Source organism: Streptomyces sp. NPDC033165 (assembly GCF_055577965.1).
Window position 1 is genome coordinate 228783 of the sequence record NZ_JBVIPK010000005.1, and the last position, 15671, is coordinate 244453.

Consider the following 15671-nt stretch of genomic DNA (forward strand, 5'->3'; position numbering starts at 1 on the left):
CCTCGTTGATGGCATGACTATACGCAGCGCCGCACTTTTATGCAATCAGTGATCGTCGGGCGGCCACGAAGGCGACATCGAGAAGGACGGGGCGCTCAGATCCACGGTGATGGCCGCCCCGTCGGGGACATGGCGGTGGACGCACCGCGGGAACGCCGCCTCCGGGGCGAAGTCGTCGACGAGAATCACGCCGTCGTGCGATGGGCGGTGTACGTGGACGCCGTTTCGAGGCCCGGTCCCTGCGAATCGCTGCGAGCGACGTACGCGGCGCGGAACCGCAGCCGGGCGGCAGGGCTCCGGAGGGGCTCACCGCTCGGCGGAGCGGGCCTCCGGGCGGCCCTCCCGGGCCGCCTCCGGGCGGCCCTCCCGGGCCCACTCCCATCTCCAGAACGCGGCGAGGCGGTGGTCGTGCTCGTAGCCGGGGCGCATGTGGGACCCCACCCGTTCGATCGCTTCCCCGGTACGCGGGTCGTTCCGGCGCAGGAGGCCGTAGGCGGCGTTGAGCCGCGTCCCCAGGTCGTCCTCGTCGAGCAGGGCCACCAGGGCGTCTGCGACGGCAGCCGTACGGTCCGCGCCGTCCGCGACAGCCTCGGCGGTGACGGCCCGCACGTCGGCCGCCGGATCCTGGAGCAGCGCGACGATGGCGTCCGTGACCTCGGCTCCGCCGTCATGAGCCGCGACCAGAGCCCGGCCGGCCCCGGCGCGCACCGCCTCGTGTTCGTCCCCGGCGAGCTCCAGCAGGGCGGCCCGGGCCGCCGCGCCGAGGACGGTGCCGGGCGCGTCCCGGCCGAGCAGGAGGCCGGGGACCTCCGCGCGGACGCGCGGGTCCGGGTGGTCGCCGTACCGCAGCCCCACCGCGTCCGTTGTCCGGTGCTCCGTCTCGCTCAGGACGTTGAGCACCTCGGCGAGGACGGCCGGGTCGTCCTCGCCCCCGTCGGCCCAGGCTTCGAGCAGCTCCGCCGTCTCCTTCCCGTAGGAGTTCCGCCGGCCCGACCACGTCAGCTCGTACCAGCGCAGGACGTCGAGGGCGAAGCGACGGCACTCCGGGTGCGGGCTGTGGCGGTGCGCCGCGACGGCGGACCAGGTCTCCTTGCTGCGGCGTTCGCTGAGGACCCATCGGGCGGACGACCAGTCGACGTGGTCCGCGTCCGAGTGCGCCACGGCCCTGGCCACCAGCTCGTCCACGGGCGTCAGGACGCGGAAGGCCCACTCCAGATCGGTCAGGATCGCACCGTGCCCGGCGCGGACCGTGGCGCCTTCCAGCGTCAGCTGTGTCACGTGGTCGTACTCGTCGTCTTGCACCCGGACCCGGTGCACAGGGCCGGTTCCGCTCGTCCTGCTCCGGAGCCCGGCTTCCGCGCCCCGCTCGTACCGGTCCCGGGCCAGGGCGAGCAGGTGCTGCCGTTCGGCCTCCGGGAGGCGCAGCCGGGGTTCCCGGCCCAGCACGGCCTTCACCATCGCCGGAGAGCCTCCGTCGATGGCCCGTACCAGCGGGGTCGTGCCGTCCGGAAGCCTGCGGTCCGGGTCCGCGCCGCCCTCGACCAGCGCCTCGGCCACGGCGGCGTGACAGGCGCCGACCGCCAGGCACAGCACAGGCAGGCCGTCCTCCGTGGCCGTGTCCGGGACCGCCCCCGCCTCCAGCAGCGCGGTCACCGCCTCGGCGTCCCCCCGCCGGACCCCCGCGATCAACTCCGTGGCGCTCAATGTGCCGTTCCCCTCTGTTCCGTGACCGCCGTCGCCTGCTCGGCCCGTACGCCCCCCCGCCCTGTACTCGGGGCACCGCCACCACCACCGTGACCGGGAGGACGACGGCGGACTCGGAGACAACGGCGGAGGCGGCCGCCGCGTTCCCGAGTTCCCGACGGGCTGGACCGGACGGTCGTCGATGCGGGCGATCGAGGGCGTGGGAGAAGGTGAGCACCGCGGATCAGGGGCGGGGGGCGATACTGGTCGTGGCAGTCACCTCGCCGCCGATCCGGCCCCGGGCCGGTCGCGGCCGGTGGGGCCCCGTCCTCGGCCGACGCTCTTGAGGGGAGCCGTTCATGACCACGGCGAAAGACCTGTTCATCATCGCGATGGACCCGGCGCCGGAACACACCGTGGGGCAGGGCGACCTGTCGCTCGCACTCGCGGGAGCCGAGCTGCTCGATCTCATCGGTGCGGGAGCCGTCACCGTGGACGACGACCGCATCGTGCCGGGCGGGGCGTCCGCGCCGGACGACCGGCTGCTCGGCGAGGCCGCGGGGCTGATCACCCCGCAACGGCCCTACGAGCGGATCGAGGATTGGCTATGGCGCCGCGGCCGGGACCTGTCGGCCACCTACCAGGACGCCCTGGAGGCGGACGGCGAGCTCGCGCAGCGGAGGAGCGGCTGGTTGCCCTTCGGCCCGAAGCGCGTGGAGCTGGTGGACACGCCCGGCCGCCGCCGGGCCGTCGGCCGCCGGGAGGAGGGGGAACCCGTCCTGGCCGCCCTCGCGTCGGTCGTGGGCCTCGACGGCGGACCGTCCGACGACGGACTCCGCCTCGACGACGAGACGGTGACCACCGTGGTCGCCGCCGTTCACGACGCGGTGATGGAGCTGGAGGCCGTACGTCAGCGGCGGACCATCGAGAACACGGCCTTCGCCAATGTCTGGCGCGGCCCCTGATCCGCGTCGGTCACCGAGGCGTCCGGCCGGGCAGCCCCCGGCCGGGCAGCCCCCGGCCGGGGCGGCCGGTCCAGGAGCAGCGGGATCGCCAGGACGGGCAGCAGCCAGACGAACACGATGAGGCGGTAGCCGAGAAGTTGGGCCAGGTTCGGATGGCCCGCCTGGTTCAGGAGGCCCGCCGCCCCTGCCGCCAGGGCCACGGGCAGCACCACGGAGCGCCGCCGCAGCAGCGCCCAGGCCGAGAGTGCGAGCAGGGCGGGAAGGACGGGGTACGTGGCCTGGCGGCGTAGCCAGGCCGTCCAGAAGACCCACTCCTGAGCGAAGAACTCGGGCCAGGGGTTCGGCAGGTCGGGGCGCCGGTAGTGGTGGGTCAGCAGATCCTGGGCGCTGTCCTGGCCCGTCGGCCAGGACAGGAGGTGGACGCCCGCGTGGATCGAGGCCGCCAGGACCGCGCACAGGACGGCCGCCGCGCCGGTACGGGCCACCGGCTGCCCCCGCAGGCGGCACCACCCCCACCAGAGCGTGAACCCGGCCGCCAGCGCGGCCGCCAGCAGCAGGGCCTGCGAGTAGCGCACCGGGAACATCAGCGCCAGCCCGCCCGCGACGAGCGCCGCACCGAGGCGCGGCCGGTCCCGCAGCAGCAGGACACAGCCGAGGACGACCGCCGTGCCCAGGGCCAGGGTGAGCCCGTCGCTGAGCGGGTTCATGGCGACGGTGCCGGTGGGCAGGGCGAGATACAGCGCCTGACCGGCCAGGCCCGCACGCCAGGAGGCGCCCGAGCAGCGGAGGGCGAGCAGAACGCAGACACTTCCGGCCAGCGCGACGGCCAGCCCGGCGAGCCAGAGGCCCCACACCACGCCGAAGAGGGTCAGGAAGGGGACGAGGAAGAGCGGGTAGCCGGGGCGGGCCTCGAAGATGGCCATGAACCGGTGGTTCGCGAACGGCGCGGTCATTCCCGAGGTGTTGCCGTTACGGGACCAGTGGGCGACCGAGTCCGTCAGCCGGCGTACGCATGCGGCCTCCGTCTCCCCCGCCGCCTTCCTGCTGGTCCAGGGGATGGTGGACAGGGGTGCGCGCTGCCCGCTGTCGCAGGAGTAGGCGATGGCCCGCCGGCCCGCTTCCTCCCGGCTCTCGCCGCTGAGGCTCAGGGCGTAGGAGAGGTAGTTCTTGGTGTCGGGCGAGGCCCGTCCGGTGACCGCTGTCAGCTGGAGTCCGGTGAAGGCCACGGCGATGAGCAGCATCCCGATGAGGACGAGGTGCTGGGTTCTGCGGGTGTTCGGCATCGGACGGGCGCTCCCCTGCGTACGGCGGTTGTCCCATCAACGAGAGAACCGGCGCGGGGTGGCGTTCCGAGGGGGAAGTCCCCGCCGGAACGCGTGCGGCCCGACCGCTCGGGGAGCTACCGGCCGCGCGGCTTTCCGCGCTTGCCGCTCTGGCCGCCTGCCCGGCCGCCCGCCTGGGGCTTCCTGCCCGACGCGGACTTGTGCCGGGCACCGCCCGACCCGCCGCCCTTGGCCTTCCCGGTGGCCTTGGCCCTGCCCCTCGCCTTGTCCTTGGTCTTCGCCTTCGCCGTCTGCTGCGGCGGGGCGGCCGCGCGGCCGCGGGTGCTGTTGACGGTGCGCCCCCGGACGATGCCGATGAACTCCTCCACCAGGTCGGGGGTGATCTCCGCCTCGGGCCAGGAGAGGGCGATGCGTGACTCGGGGGCCTCCAGGACCGGACGGTAGGTGAGGTCCTTGCGGTGGTGCAGCCGGGCCAGGGACTGGGGCACGAGGAGGACGCCGACGCCCGCCGCCACCAGCTCGATCGCGTCCGCCGTGGTGGCCGGGCGCTCGATCGCGGGGCGGCCCGGGAGGGTCTCCCAGCCGAGGACGTCGTCGAGCGGGTGCAGCACGATCTCGTCGGCCAGCTCGTCGAGCGAGAGCTCCTCCGCGGCGGTCGCGACGTGGTCCTTGGGGATCACGACGACGGTCGTCTCGGTGTAGAGGGGGATGGCGCTCAGGACGTTCCGGTCGACCGGCAGCCGTACGAGGCCCGCGTCCGCGCCGCCGTCCGCCAGCAGCTCCGGCGCCTCGGCCGCCGTGGCCTGGACGAGCTCCAGGGGGGTGCCGGGCAGCCGCTCGTGCCAGACCCTCACCCACTTGGTGGGCGTCACGCCGGGGACGTACGCGAGCCTGAAGGATGAGGGGATGTCCGAGCCTGTCACGGGTTCAGGCTACCGGTCCGTGGTCGGAGGTATGTCCCACGGTCGATACCCTGGACCCATGACGTCGCACAAGACCGCCCAGACCATGAAGCCCGCCACCGCGGCGAAGAAGCTGGGTGTGTACCTCCAGGCCACCCCCGCCGAGTTCCAGGAGGGTGCCGTCTCGCGCACCGAGCTCAACGCCCTCCAGACCGACCCGCCCGCCTGGCTGGTGGAGCTGCGCCGCACCGGCCCGCACCCCCGCCCCGTCGTCGCGGCGAAGCTCGGCATCTCCATCGCGGGGCTCGCCCGCGGCGGGGTCACCGAGCCGCTCACCACCGAGCAGATCGACCAGCTGAAGAACGAGATGCCCGAGTGGCTGCAGAAGGAGCGCGCCACCCAGGCGGAGGTCCGCAAGGAGGCCGCCCGGATCAAGGAGCGCAACGCGGAGCGGGCCGCCCAGGCGGACTGACCCCCCGCGGTTGCGACAGCGCAACGGAATGCCCGGCCGACGCGATGGCGTCGGCCGGGCATTCCGGCTGTCGGGCCCGAGGACCTGACGTGGGTCGGAGGACCTGCCGTAGGTCAGAGAACGCCGGACTCGGCGATGGTGACCTTGGCGCTGGTACGGCCGCTGGAGGAGCCGAGCGCCTCGATCTTGCGGACCAGGGCCATGCTGTCGTCGTCGGCGACCTCGCCGAAGACCACGTGCTTGCCGTCCAGCCACGGGGTGAGCACCGTGGTGATGAAGAACTGCGAACCGTTGGTGTTCGGTCCGGCGTTGGCCATCGAGAGCAGGCCCACACGGTCGTGCTTGAGCTTGAAGTTCTCGTCGGCGAACTTCTCGCCGTAGATGCTCTTGCCGCCGGTGCCGTCACCGCGGGTGAAGTCACCGCCCTGGAGCATGAAGTCCGTGATGACACGGTGGAAGGACGAACCGGCGTAGCCGAAGCCCTTCTCGCCGGTGGCGAGCGCGCGGAAGTTCTCCGTCGTCTTGGGGACGACGTCGTCGAACAGGTTGAACGTGATCCGCCCTGCGGGCGCGTCGTCGATGGTGATGTCGAAGTAGACCTTGGTTGTCATGCTGACATCCTCACATTCCTGGCAACCGCAGGGGAAACCCGGGTGGGTGCGGCACGCCGGATGTCCGCCTGCGTCCGCCCCCGGCGGAATCCCGGCGGTCAGCGGATGCCTGCCTGCAGGCTGAGGCTCCAGCGGCCCGGCAGACCGGTCAGCGTGACGGTGGAGAGCGGGCGGACGTCCACGTTCCAGTACGCGGCGGGCGGGGCGTTCAGCGCGTAGACGAGGGCTGCCCGGATCACGGCGGGTTCCGCGACGGCGACGATGAGGCCGTCGCTCGCCGGGCGGGTGTCGAGCCAGCCGCCCACCCGCCCGATGAAGCCGAGCAGGGACTCCCCGCCGTGCGGGGCGCTGCGCGGGTCGGCGAGCCAGGCGTCGACGGCGGCCGGTTCGCGGGCGGTGACCTCGCCCAGGGTCAGCCCCCGCCAGCGCCCCATGTCGCAGTCGCGCAGGGCGGGCTGCGCCATCGGGGCGAAGCCGAGGGCGTCTCCGGTGGCGCGGCTGCGCGGCGTGGGCGAGCAGTAGCGCAGCTCGGCCGCGCCGAGCGGGACCAGCGTGTGGGCGACGAGCTGCACCTCGTGCCAGCCGGCCTGGTCGAGCGGCCGGTCGTCGTCGAAGCGTTCGGCCAGCCGGGAGGAGCTGCGCGCCGCTGCGACCAGGGAGACCCGAAGCGTCATGGCGGGATCGTGGGGCCGAACGCCTGTCCGGTCAAGGGGGCTCGCACCGGCACGGTCCCGGCCGTCCGCCGTCCTCCTTCGGGCGCACCCCCCATCAGCCGTACGGGCCAGACGAGTTCGCCCTGCGGCGCGATGCCCCCGGGTTCCCCGGCTGGAACCTTGGTCACCGGACAGGCCGGACGTCGGCCCGCCGGACCGGCCGCACCGGGCCGGGCCGGCGCTGCACCAGGAACGAGGACGCTCATGAAGCTGTCACCCTCCGTCGAGGACTCCGCGGCCATCCGCCCCGGACGGTCCCGGGGTGCTTGACGGGCGGCCCACGAACCCGTGGCCGGAGTGTCCCGGCCGATGCGGTTCATCGCCTACGCCGTGCCCCTCACCGTTCTGCCCTCGGCCGTCTGGCGCCTGCCGATCCTGTTCGACGGCACGGCCCCGCTCGGCGAGCGGGCCTATGTGGTCCTGCTGTCGGTCGTGTCCGAGGCGCTCGCGTTCACCGCGGTGGGCCTGGTCGCCCGCTGGGGCGAGGTGGTACCGCAATGGGTCCCGGGGCTGGCGGGCCGCCGCATTCCTCCGATGGCCGTCGTCGTCCCGGCCGCCTCGGGGGCGGTGGCCCTCACCCTGCTGTGGACCGTGCTCGCCCTCGTCACCGAGCTCAGGGGCACCACCGTCCGGGGCGACGAGCTGCCCAGCACCTTCCCGGGCCAGGCAGGTGGCTGGGAAGCGGCCTGGTACCACATCTGCTACACACCGCTGACCCTGTGGGGGCCGTTGCTGGCCGTGCTCACGGTCGCGTACGCGCTGCGGCGTCGGCGGACGCGGACGTGACCGGCGCCCCGGGGCCCGCCAGTGACTCGTACGCGGTACGGAGCCGGCGGACGCCCTCCGCGATCTCCGCCGCCCCGGAGACCGCGGCGAAGCTCAGGCGGACGTGTCCGGCCGGGGGTTCGGCGCAGAAGTAGGGGCGGCCGGGGGCGATGGCGACCGAGGCGCGCAGGGCGGCGGAGACGACGGCGGGTTCGTCGGCCCCCGTGGCCGCGCCGCTGCCCGGCAGCCGGAGCCAGAGGCTGCCGCCGCCCGCCGGGAGGTGCGGCAGCGTGAGGGCGGGCAGCTCTCTGCGGAGGGCGGCCGCCATGACCGTACGGCGCTGGCCCAGCTCCCTCGCGACGGCGGCCAGGTGGCGGCCCCAGGACGGGGAGCCGACCAGTTCCAGCGCGGCTTCCTGGAGCGGCCGGGGCACGAAGAAGCTGTCGACGACCTGGATGGCGCGGAGGCGCTCCAGCACCGGGCCCCGGGCGGCCAGCGCACCGACCCGGAGGCTGGGCGAGGTGACCTTGGTGAGCGAGCAGACGTGCACGACGACGCCGTCGGGGTCGTCGGCGGCCAGCGGCGCGGGCAGCGGCCCGGCGTCGTCGTGGACGAGCCGGCGGGCGAAGTCGTCCTCGATGACGAAGGCCCCGGCCGCACGGGCGATGGCCAGGACCTCCGCGCGGCGGGCGGGGGCGAGTGTGGCCCCGGTGGGGTTCTGGAAGAGCGGCTGGGTGACGAAGACCCGGGCTCCGGTGGCCCGGAACGCGTCGGCGAGCAGCTCCGGGCGGACCCCGTCGGCGTCCATCGGGACGGGTACGGGGCGCAGTCCGGTGGCGCGGGCGGCGGCGAGCATTCCGGGGTAGGTGGGCGACTCCACGAGGACCGGGGCGCCGGGCGGGGCGAGCGCGCGCAACGCGGTGGCCAGCGCACTCTGGCCGCCCGCGGTGATCAGGACGTCGGTGCCGGAGACGGCGGGCCCGATCTCGCGGGCGAACCAGGACCGCAGTTCGGGCAGTCCGTCCGTCGGGGGGCGCCCCCAGGCTCCCGGTCTGCGGCCCGCGCGGGCCAGCGCCGCGGAGAGGGCCCGCTCGGGCTGGAGCGAGGTGTGGAGGTAGCCGCCGTTGAACTCGATGACGCCGGGCGGCGGTTCGGCGAGGGTGACCAGCACTCCGGAGGCGTCGACGGTACGCGGCACCACCTCGGGGCCGCCGTCGCCGCTCAGCGACACCTCCTGCCAGGACGTGTCGCCCGGCTCGGGCAGCGCGGTGCGGGGCTGCGCGCGGAAGGCGCCCGAGCCGGGGCGGGTGACGACGAGCCCTTCGGCGGCGAGCTGCGCGATGGCCCGGGAGACGGTGACGGGGCTGACCCTGAACCGTTCGACGAGTGCACGACTGGACGGCAGCTTTCCACCTGGAGAGTAGCGGTTGAGCTCCGCCCGCAGGGAAGTCGCCAGTTCCGCAACACTGCTACGCTCATGCATGAGAGCAGAGAATAGCGCTATCCCGTCCTCCGCGATAGCGGCCAGGGTCCCCGCGAGCGCCCCGGCGCCCACACTGTCCGCGCCGGACTCCGCGACCGCTCCGGCCGCTCCGGCCTTGCCCGCGCCGACGACCGGCCGCGGCGGCACCGTACTCGCCGGACTCGGCGTCGTCGCGTTCTCGCTCACCTTCCCGGCGACTACCTGGGGCCTGGAGAGCTTCGGCCCGTGGTCCCTGGTCGCCCTGCGCAGCGTCCTCGCCGCCGTGATCGCGGGCAGCTTCCTGCTGGCGGCGCGCGTCCCGTTGCCCGAGCGCCGCCACTGGGCCGGACTCGCGGTGGTGGCGGGCGGTGTGGTGGTGGGCTTCCCCCTGCTGACGACGCTGGCGCTCCAGACCTCCACCACCTCGCACGCGGCCGTCGTCGTGGGCCTGCTGCCGCTGACCACGGCGGTCCTGGGGTCCCTGCGCACCGGCGAACGCCCGTCGCGGGCGTTCTGGGTCGCGGCCCTCGCCGGGGCCGCGATAGTGATCGTCTTCACCGTGGGACAGAGCGGCGGGTCCCTGACCTCGGGTGATCTGTATCTGTTCGGCGCACTGCTGGTGTGCGCCGCCGGGTACACCGAGGGCGGACGGCTGGCCCGGCTGATGCCGGGCTGGCAGGTGATCGGCTGGGCACTGGTCCTGTGCCTGCCACTCGCGGTGGCGGGCAGCGCGGTGGCCCTGCCGCTCGAACCGGTGCACCTCAACGCCCACGGCGTCCTCGGCCTGGTCTGGGTGGCCGCGGGCTCCGCCTTCCTCGGGCTGTACATCTGGTACCGGGGCATGGCCGCGATCGGCGTCGCCCGCGCCAGCCAGCTCCAGCTCGCCCAGCCGCTGCTGACGCTGATGTGGTCCTACTTCCTGCTCGGCGAGGAGGTGTCGGCGAGCGCGCCCGTCGCGGCGGTGGCGGTCCTCGTCTGCATCGCCGCCACCCAGCGGGCGGGCCACCGCCGCCGCACCGGACGGGAATCCCGGTCCGTACAGCCCTAGACTGGTCGATACGGATCACCCTCGCCCACTCGTGAGGAGGTCACTCCCGATGGAGGCACACGCGGGCGACCGGCTGCTGATGCACGGCAGGACCGTGGGACAGCACGACCGGGTCGCAGAGATCATCGAAGTGCTCGGGGACGGGGGCGCTCCGCCCTACCGGCTCCGCTTCCCGGACGGCCATGAGCATCTGATGTCCCCGGGTCCCGACAGCGTCGTCCAGCACATCGAGGCGCCGAAGGACCGGCAGCCGCAGTAGACACACGGCCGCAGCCGACGGACCGTGCCGGGGGCAGAGCACCGCGCCCTCCCCCCGGCCGCTCCTGTCCTGGGTTTCCCCCCCGGCCCGGGTCGCTTCCGCACGGGCTGCCCCGGGCCCCGGCTCACCCCCACCGGCCGTGCTCCGGATACAGCCGCACCCGGTCCGTGTAGTGGTCGTCCACCACGCGCCGCATCGCGCCGATGCGGTCGGCCATCACGCTCCTGCCGGAGAAGAAGACATGGCCGCCCACCTCCTCGCGGTCCCGGGCGAGGGTGAGGTGGCGGGAGAGTTCCGCGGGGTCCTGCCAGGCCGCGGGCTGGGCCGGGTCGCCCGCCTTGTACAGCGCCTCACCGACGTACAGGTCGACGCCCGTGCCCCGGACGGTCTCACTCCACCAGGCGAGGAGCTTGGCGTAGTCAGCGGCCTCGAATCCGATGTTCCAGTAGATCTGCGGGCAGATGTAGTCGACCCAGCCCCGCTTGATCCATTTACGGGTGTCGGCGTGCAGGTCGTCGTAGGTCTGGACGCCCGCCCGGGTGTCCGAACCCAGCGGGTCCGTCGCGGCGTTGCGCCAGACGCCGAAGGGGCTGATGCCGAAGCGGACGTGCGGCTTGATCCACCGGATTCGCTGGGCGGTCTCACGCACCAGGCGGTCCGTGTTGTCACGCCGCCAGGCCGCCCGGTCCGCGAAGCCCCCGCCGTACCGTTCAAAGGCCGCGTCGTCGTCGAAGCTCTGACCTGCCACCGGATACGGGTAGAAGTAGTCGTCCCAGTGCACCGCGTCGATGTCGTAGCGGCGCACCGCGTCCAGCATCGCGTCCTGCACGAAGCGGCGGACCTGCGGCAGCCCCGGGTTGTAGTAGAGCTTCCCGCCGTACGGCACGACCCACTCCGGGTTCAGCCGGGCCGGGTGGGAGGCGACGAGGCGGCAGGGGTCCGTGTGGTTCGCCACCCGGTAGGGGTTGAACCAGGCGTGCAGCTCCAGGCTGCGGTCGTGTGCCGCGCGCACCGCCGTGCCTAGCGGGTCCCAGCCCGGGTCCCGCCCCTGCTCCCCGGTGAGGCATTCGGCCCACGGCTCGTACGGCGAGGGCCACAGCGCGTCGGCGGTCGGCCGGACCTGGAGCACCACCGCGTTGAGCCGCAGCTCGACCGCCCGGTCGAGATACGCGAACAGCTCGGCCTCCTGCCGCGCCGCGCTCAGGCCCGGCTTCGAGGGCCAGTCCACGTTGGCGACCGTCGCGACCCACATGCCCCGCAGCCGCCCGGGCTCCTCCCCGGGCCGGCCGCCGCCGCCCTTCGCCGCCGCCGGGGAGGCGGCCGCGTCACCGGCCGTGGTGATCGCCGCCAGCAGTCCGGCAGCGCTCAGCACGAAGGCCCTTCTGGCCACTCCCGTACGCCCCATCCTGGTCCACCTCTCTCCGCTCTCCCGCACCGAGCTCCGATCGCTGTGCGTAACCGCATCATGCCCACCCGTAGCCGCGATGACCCGCAGGTCGTCCGTGTCGGCGCGCGGAGTAACGTCGTGGGGTCGAGGCGGGCACCGGAATCACACGGGACCCTGCGATACGGAGATCAGCGAAAGGCACGAGGTGACGGACTCTATGGCCGACATTGCACGCGTCGGAGTGGTGGGCTGTGGCCAGATGGGCGCAGGTATCGCGGAGGTGTGCGCGCGCAGCGGCCTCGAAGTGAAGGTCGCCGAGACCACCGGCGAGGCCCTGGAGATCGGCCGCACCCGTCTGCACAACTCGCTCTCGAAGGCCGCCGAGCGCGGCAAGATCAGCGTGGAGGAGCGGGACGAGACCCTGGCCCGGCTGAGCTTCACCACCGACCTCGGGGAGTTCGCCGACCGCGATCTCGTCATCGAGGCCGTCGTGGAGAACGAGCAGGTCAAGACCGAGATCTTCCAGGTGCTCGACCAGGTGGTGACCCGGCAGGACGCGATCCTGGCCTCCAACACCTCCTCGATCCCGCTGGTCAAGCTGGCCGTCGCCACCTCGCGCCCGGACCGGGTCATCGGCATCCACTTCTTCAACCCGGCCCCGGTGCAGAAGCTCGTCGAGCTGATCCCGGCGCTGACCACGTCGGACGAGACCATCAAGCGCGCCGAGGCCGTGGTCCACGATGTGCTGGGCAAGCACGCGATCCGCGCCCAGGACCGGTCCGGGTTCGTCGTGAACGCGCTGCTGATCCCGTACCTCCTCTCCGCGATCCGGATGTTCGAGTCCGGCATCGCCAGCCGCGAGGACATCGACAACGGCATGGAGATGGGCTGCGCCCACCCGATGGGCCCGCTCAAGCTCGCCGACCTGATCGGCCTGGACACCGTGGCCTCCGTCGCGGACTCGATGTACGCCGAGTACAAGGAGCCGCTGTACGCCGCTCCCCCGCTGCTCCAGCGCATGGTCGACGCGGGCCGCCTCGGCCGCAAGACGGGCTCGGGCTTCTACACCTACTGACCGTCCTACCGGCGGGCCCGGCGCTCACGCAGCCGGGCCCGCCGGGGCACGTTCCCCGAGGCCAGGACCGGTGTGCGGCCCGCATCGCCCCGTCTGCCACCGCCAGCCCGACGCCGCGACGGAACGCTCTCGTTCGACAGACCCCCGCACGGGTGGAAGTGGCGGACCAAGGCCCAACAGAGGTGGCGCCCTGCCGGCCCGGGCCAGATCAGACAAACTGGCCCAGATCCAGCGGATTGCCGACTTCCGGAACAAGAACGCCGACGACGGTCTGCGTTCGGCCGCTCGATCGCTGTGGCAGTGCCTGTCCGAAGACTCCCGCCGCGGTCTGCTTACGCTCTGGGTCGAGCTACGCCCACTCCCTCGTCCACCCGGACGGGCCATGGGCCGGCTTCGCCCCGCGAGACGGTCGACGACTGGCGGAACCTGCTCGCCGCCTGCCAGCCCGCCGCGCCGCGCGACACCAAGGCCGGGGCCGCACAACGCACTCCCGTCCTCGCTGTCCCGCGTGGAGCTCTGCTCGACCTGCCGGCCACCGGCGACGCCACGCGCGCCACCGCAGCGGTACGCCTCCAGCTGGCGCGGCTGGAGGTGGACGAGCGCCTCCGGCCCCTGACTGCCGCCGCGGCAGGCCGCTGACCGGCAGCGGACCTGGCGGCCGAAGGAGAGACGCGGTGAAAGGGTGATCCGTCGCCGGCGAGTGCCGGGAGCCGGCCCTTGCCGTTTCCCGTCAGGTGTTCACGGCCCCGGAGAGGAAGGTCCGGGCACTTTGGCCGCTTCGGCCCCCGGTGCGACGGCGAGCCGCGCGACCTCGGCCCGCAGTGCGGTGACTTCCGCGGTCAGGGCCTCCAGGAGGGCCGTCTGCCTGCGTTCCTCGGCGTTGTCCCGTTCGAAGCGGGAGATGAACCAGGCCGCGATGTTCGCCGTCACGACACCGAGCAGTGCGATGCCGGAGAGCATCAGCCCCACGGCGAGCAGCCGGCCGAGCCCGGTGGTGGGCGCCAGGTCCCCGTACCCGACCGTCGTCATGGTGGTGAAGGACCACCACACCGCGTCGCCCAGCGTGCGAATGTTGCCACTGGGTGCGTCCCGCTCCACCTGGAGCACCGCGAGCGAGCCGAACATCATGAGCCCGACGACCGAGCCTGCGACGTAGACCGTCATCGTGATCTGCGGCGCGTGCCTGGCCCGTCGGCCCACCAGGAGCAGGGTGGAGACCAGCCGCAGCAAGCGCAGCGGCTGAACCAGCGGCAGGGCGACGGCCAGCAGATCCAGCGGATGGCTCCGGACGAACGCCCACTTGCCGGAGGCCAGTGCCAGCCGAACCGCGTAGTCGACGGCGAACGCCGCCCAAACGGTCCACTCGGCGGCACGGCACGCCGCGTTCACCCAGTCCGGTGCGTCCGGAGCGAGGACAGGGAAGGCATATGCGACGGCGAACAGCACTGCCAGCAGCAGAAGGGGCGTACGCGTGGGCTGTTCCCATCGGCTCAGCCTGGTTCCATGCTTCATACGGGAATCGTAGGATCCGGGAACCCGAAGTCCGTCGGCAGCACCGGGATCACCCCGGCCTGGCCGACCTCGGGCTGTCCTCGCATCGGGAGAAGGCTGTTGCGGAGTCGGTGGTCGTGCACGCACTGGTCGAGTTCCACAACCGCGCGCACCTCGACGTGCTGCGAAGCGTTCACAGCATCCTCGTCGAGAACGGCACCGCAGGGAGCGAGAACGGCGACGCCCAGCGGTGAGGGTGGCGCCGGGCAGGCGCACGCCCCATCAGTGTCGTCATGGACGGCCCTGCTGACCTCCCCGCTGAGCCTGGCCGCCGAGATCCAGCACCGGCCGCTGCCCACGTCGTCGGCCTGCGAGGCGGCCCGGTTCGCGGCCGCCGGGCCTTGGAGCCGGCCGTCCAGGAACTGGACCTGCGGGCCGGGGGCCGGGGGCCGGCTGGTCATGGTCACCGGCGGAATGCTGGAGCGCAGCGCTGGGGACCTCGATCTGCCGGTCCGTGATGTATCCGGATGCGTACGGCACCGGCTCCACCCGCCGCGACGCCGACCACGGCGCCGACGAGAAGCCGGCCCGTCTCCCGCCTCGGACCAGGCGGAGGACTGTTGGCGGCCGTACCGCTCACAGGGGGTTCAGCGCCTTCGGCGACTGGGGCCCCGGCACCGCCCAGCCCGGAGCGGCACCGCAGGAAAGCGGGCCGCCGGTCGACGAATATGATTGGCCCCATGTCGAAGCCTGACGCGCTGCTCGTTGACGTTGCCGCCCTGGTGGAGTCCGGGCGCAGCAATCAGATGTCGTTGACCGTGGTCGCCGGTGGTGCTGTCATCACGGGCCGGCTGGCTCCCGAAGCCGTCTGGCGGCAGCGGGTGTCGGAAGTCCTCGCGGACTCGGCCCGCCTGAGCGCCTTTGCCGGCCTGTTCACCACCACTGCACCCGAGGAAGGGCCGCCCACGCATCTGCACTTCCACGTGGCGCGGATTCTGCAGGGCGCCGTGGGAATCCCGGAGACGGGTGGGATGTACCGGGTCGCGATCGAGGACGTCAGCGCCTGGACGATGGGCGACTTCAGCTACTCCGACAACTGACCGGCTGACTCGCCGGGAAACCCGGGTACGCGGTGAGGGTCCGGCCGGATGCTCCGGTCGGACCCTCACCGCTGCTCGCCGACGGCTCACGCCTGTCTGTCGCTCAGGCGGCCACAGGCGCGCCGAGCATCGCGGACGCCTGCTGCAACGGGTCGAGAACCCGCGTGGGTGCGGGGGCCGGGGCCAGGTTGCGGCAGGTGAAGCCGAGCTGGGTCATGGCCCGCAGGACTTCTCCCGCGCTGAAGTCGCGGCGGTCCTGGCGTGTGATGACCTGGCCGACCTGTTTGACGGGGTAGGTGCGTCGGCCGATGACCACGGACTCGCCGGATGCTTGCTCGGGTTTGACGCCCTTCATCGATTCCAGGACACCGCTCTTGGTCAGGTCGAAGGGGAAGCGGGCGATGACACAGCGCATGATGCCTCACAGGGAGAGGAGCGGAGAGGGGGGTGTTTCT

18 protein-coding genes are annotated in these 15671 nt (G+C 73.0%); 7 read left to right on the forward strand and 11 right to left on the reverse strand.

What is annotated here, in order from left to right; genetic code table 11:
- Nucleotides 1-45: 45 nt before the first annotated feature.
- Nucleotides 46-189 carry a hypothetical protein gene (locus ACZ5WC_RS14780; RefSeq protein WP_468541147.1) on the reverse strand — a complete coding sequence of 48 codons (144 nt, stop codon included), beginning with the start codon at nt 187-189 and terminating at the stop codon, nt 46-48.
- A 117-nt stretch (nt 190-306) separates the two neighbouring features.
- The gene (locus ACZ5WC_RS14785; protein WP_468541148.1) at nt 307-1704 is read right to left on the reverse strand and encodes an ankyrin repeat domain-containing protein; all 1398 of its coding nucleotides are present in this window, start codon (nt 1702-1704) and stop codon (nt 307-309) included.
- A 338-nt stretch (nt 1705-2042) separates the two neighbouring features.
- On the opposite strand from ACZ5WC_RS14785, the gene ACZ5WC_RS14790 reads away from it, so the two are divergent.
- Nucleotides 2043-2648, forward strand: coding sequence for a GOLPH3/VPS74 family protein (locus ACZ5WC_RS14790; RefSeq protein ID WP_468541149.1), 606 nt, complete (start codon nt 2043-2045; stop codon nt 2646-2648).
- Here ACZ5WC_RS14790 and ACZ5WC_RS14795 read toward each other — a convergent pair.
- Nucleotides 2594-3931 carry a hypothetical protein gene (locus ACZ5WC_RS14795; RefSeq protein WP_468541150.1) on the reverse strand — a complete coding sequence of 446 codons (1338 nt, stop codon included), beginning with the start codon at nt 3929-3931 and terminating at the stop codon, nt 2594-2596. The two genes, ACZ5WC_RS14790 and ACZ5WC_RS14795, sit on opposite strands and share 55 nt — an antisense overlap.
- A gap of 116 nt (nt 3932-4047) precedes the next feature.
- Nucleotides 4048-4854, reverse strand: coding sequence for a LysR family substrate-binding domain-containing protein (locus ACZ5WC_RS14800; RefSeq protein WP_468541151.1), 807 nt, complete (start codon nt 4852-4854; stop codon nt 4048-4050).
- A 58-nt stretch (nt 4855-4912) separates the two neighbouring features.
- On the opposite strand from ACZ5WC_RS14800, the gene ACZ5WC_RS14805 reads away from it, so the two are divergent.
- On the forward strand, nt 4913-5305 hold the full coding sequence (locus ACZ5WC_RS14805) for a DUF5997 family protein (protein WP_311118820.1): 393 nt from the start codon (nt 4913-4915) through the stop codon (nt 5303-5305).
- Nucleotides 5306-5418: 113 nt separating this feature from the next.
- Here the strand turns inward: ACZ5WC_RS14805 and ACZ5WC_RS14810 are convergent, their stop codons facing one another.
- Together ACZ5WC_RS14810 and ACZ5WC_RS14815 are read right to left on the reverse strand one after the other, a co-directional pair.
- Complete coding sequence (locus tag ACZ5WC_RS14810; RefSeq protein WP_084744997.1) at nt 5419-5916, reverse strand: peptidylprolyl isomerase; 498 nt, start codon at nt 5914-5916, stop codon at nt 5419-5421.
- Nucleotides 5917-6014: 98 nt separating this feature from the next.
- Nucleotides 6015-6590, reverse strand: coding sequence for a histidine phosphatase family protein (locus tag ACZ5WC_RS14815; RefSeq protein ID WP_468541152.1), 576 nt, complete (start codon nt 6588-6590; stop codon nt 6015-6017).
- 348 nt (nt 6591-6938) lie between these two features.
- Here ACZ5WC_RS14815 and ACZ5WC_RS14820 point away from each other — a divergent pair, with 348 nt between their 5' ends.
- Nucleotides 6939-7415: a hypothetical protein gene (locus tag ACZ5WC_RS14820; protein ID WP_468541153.1), complete on the forward strand. Its 477-nt coding sequence runs from the start codon at nt 6939-6941 to the stop codon at nt 7413-7415.
- On the opposite strand, the gene ACZ5WC_RS14825 is transcribed toward ACZ5WC_RS14820, so the two are convergent.
- Nucleotides 7372-9024, reverse strand: coding sequence for an aminotransferase-like domain-containing protein (locus ACZ5WC_RS14825; RefSeq protein ID WP_468541154.1), 1653 nt, complete (start codon nt 9022-9024; stop codon nt 7372-7374). The two genes, ACZ5WC_RS14820 and ACZ5WC_RS14825, sit on opposite strands and share 44 nt — an antisense overlap.
- Between ACZ5WC_RS14825 and ACZ5WC_RS14830 the strand changes: the two genes are divergently transcribed.
- Both ACZ5WC_RS14830 and ACZ5WC_RS14835 read left to right on the forward strand, forming a co-directional pair.
- The gene (locus ACZ5WC_RS14830) at nt 8951-9904 is read left to right on the forward strand and encodes a DMT family transporter (protein ID WP_468541337.1); all 954 of its coding nucleotides are present in this window, start codon (nt 8951-8953) and stop codon (nt 9902-9904) included. The two genes, ACZ5WC_RS14825 and ACZ5WC_RS14830, sit on opposite strands and share 74 nt — an antisense overlap.
- 49 nt (nt 9905-9953) lie before the next feature.
- Nucleotides 9954-10163 (forward strand): DUF1918 domain-containing protein, encoded by a 210-nt coding sequence (locus ACZ5WC_RS14835; RefSeq protein WP_096629655.1) that lies wholly within the window; start codon nt 9954-9956, stop codon nt 10161-10163.
- Nucleotides 10164-10287: 124 nt separating this feature from the next.
- Here ACZ5WC_RS14835 and ACZ5WC_RS14840 read toward each other — a convergent pair whose 3' ends face one another.
- Nucleotides 10288-11568, reverse strand: a complete 1281-nt coding sequence (locus ACZ5WC_RS14840; RefSeq protein WP_468541155.1) for a glycoside hydrolase family 10-like protein — start codon at nt 11566-11568, stop codon at nt 10288-10290.
- 199 nt (nt 11569-11767) lie between these two features.
- Between ACZ5WC_RS14840 and ACZ5WC_RS14845 the strand changes: the two genes are divergently transcribed.
- Nucleotides 11768-12625, forward strand: a complete 858-nt coding sequence (locus ACZ5WC_RS14845) for a 3-hydroxybutyryl-CoA dehydrogenase (protein WP_468541156.1) — start codon at nt 11768-11770, stop codon at nt 12623-12625.
- A 738-nt stretch (nt 12626-13363) separates the two neighbouring features.
- Here ACZ5WC_RS14845 and ACZ5WC_RS14850 read toward each other — a convergent pair.
- Both ACZ5WC_RS14850 and ACZ5WC_RS14855 read right to left on the reverse strand, forming a co-directional pair.
- Complete coding sequence (locus ACZ5WC_RS14850; RefSeq protein ID WP_468541157.1) at nt 13364-14137, reverse strand: potassium channel family protein; 774 nt, start codon at nt 14135-14137, stop codon at nt 13364-13366.
- A complete protein-coding gene (locus tag ACZ5WC_RS14855; RefSeq protein WP_468541158.1) occupies nt 14134-14583 on the reverse strand; it encodes a hypothetical protein in 450 nt (149 codons plus the stop codon). The genes ACZ5WC_RS14850 and ACZ5WC_RS14855 overlap by 4 nt, the downstream gene beginning before the upstream one ends.
- Before the next feature lie 273 nt (nt 14584-14856).
- Here ACZ5WC_RS14855 and ACZ5WC_RS14860 point away from each other — a divergent pair, with 273 nt between their 5' ends.
- On the forward strand, nt 14857-15216 hold the full coding sequence (locus ACZ5WC_RS14860) for a hypothetical protein (protein WP_468541159.1): 360 nt from the start codon (nt 14857-14859) through the stop codon (nt 15214-15216).
- A 103-nt stretch (nt 15217-15319) separates the two neighbouring features.
- On the opposite strand, the gene ACZ5WC_RS14865 is transcribed toward ACZ5WC_RS14860, so the two are convergent.
- On the reverse strand, nt 15320-15631 hold the full coding sequence (locus ACZ5WC_RS14865; protein WP_468541160.1) for an SCO5918 family protein: 312 nt from the start codon (nt 15629-15631) through the stop codon (nt 15320-15322).
- Nucleotides 15632-15671 lie beyond the last annotated feature (40 nt).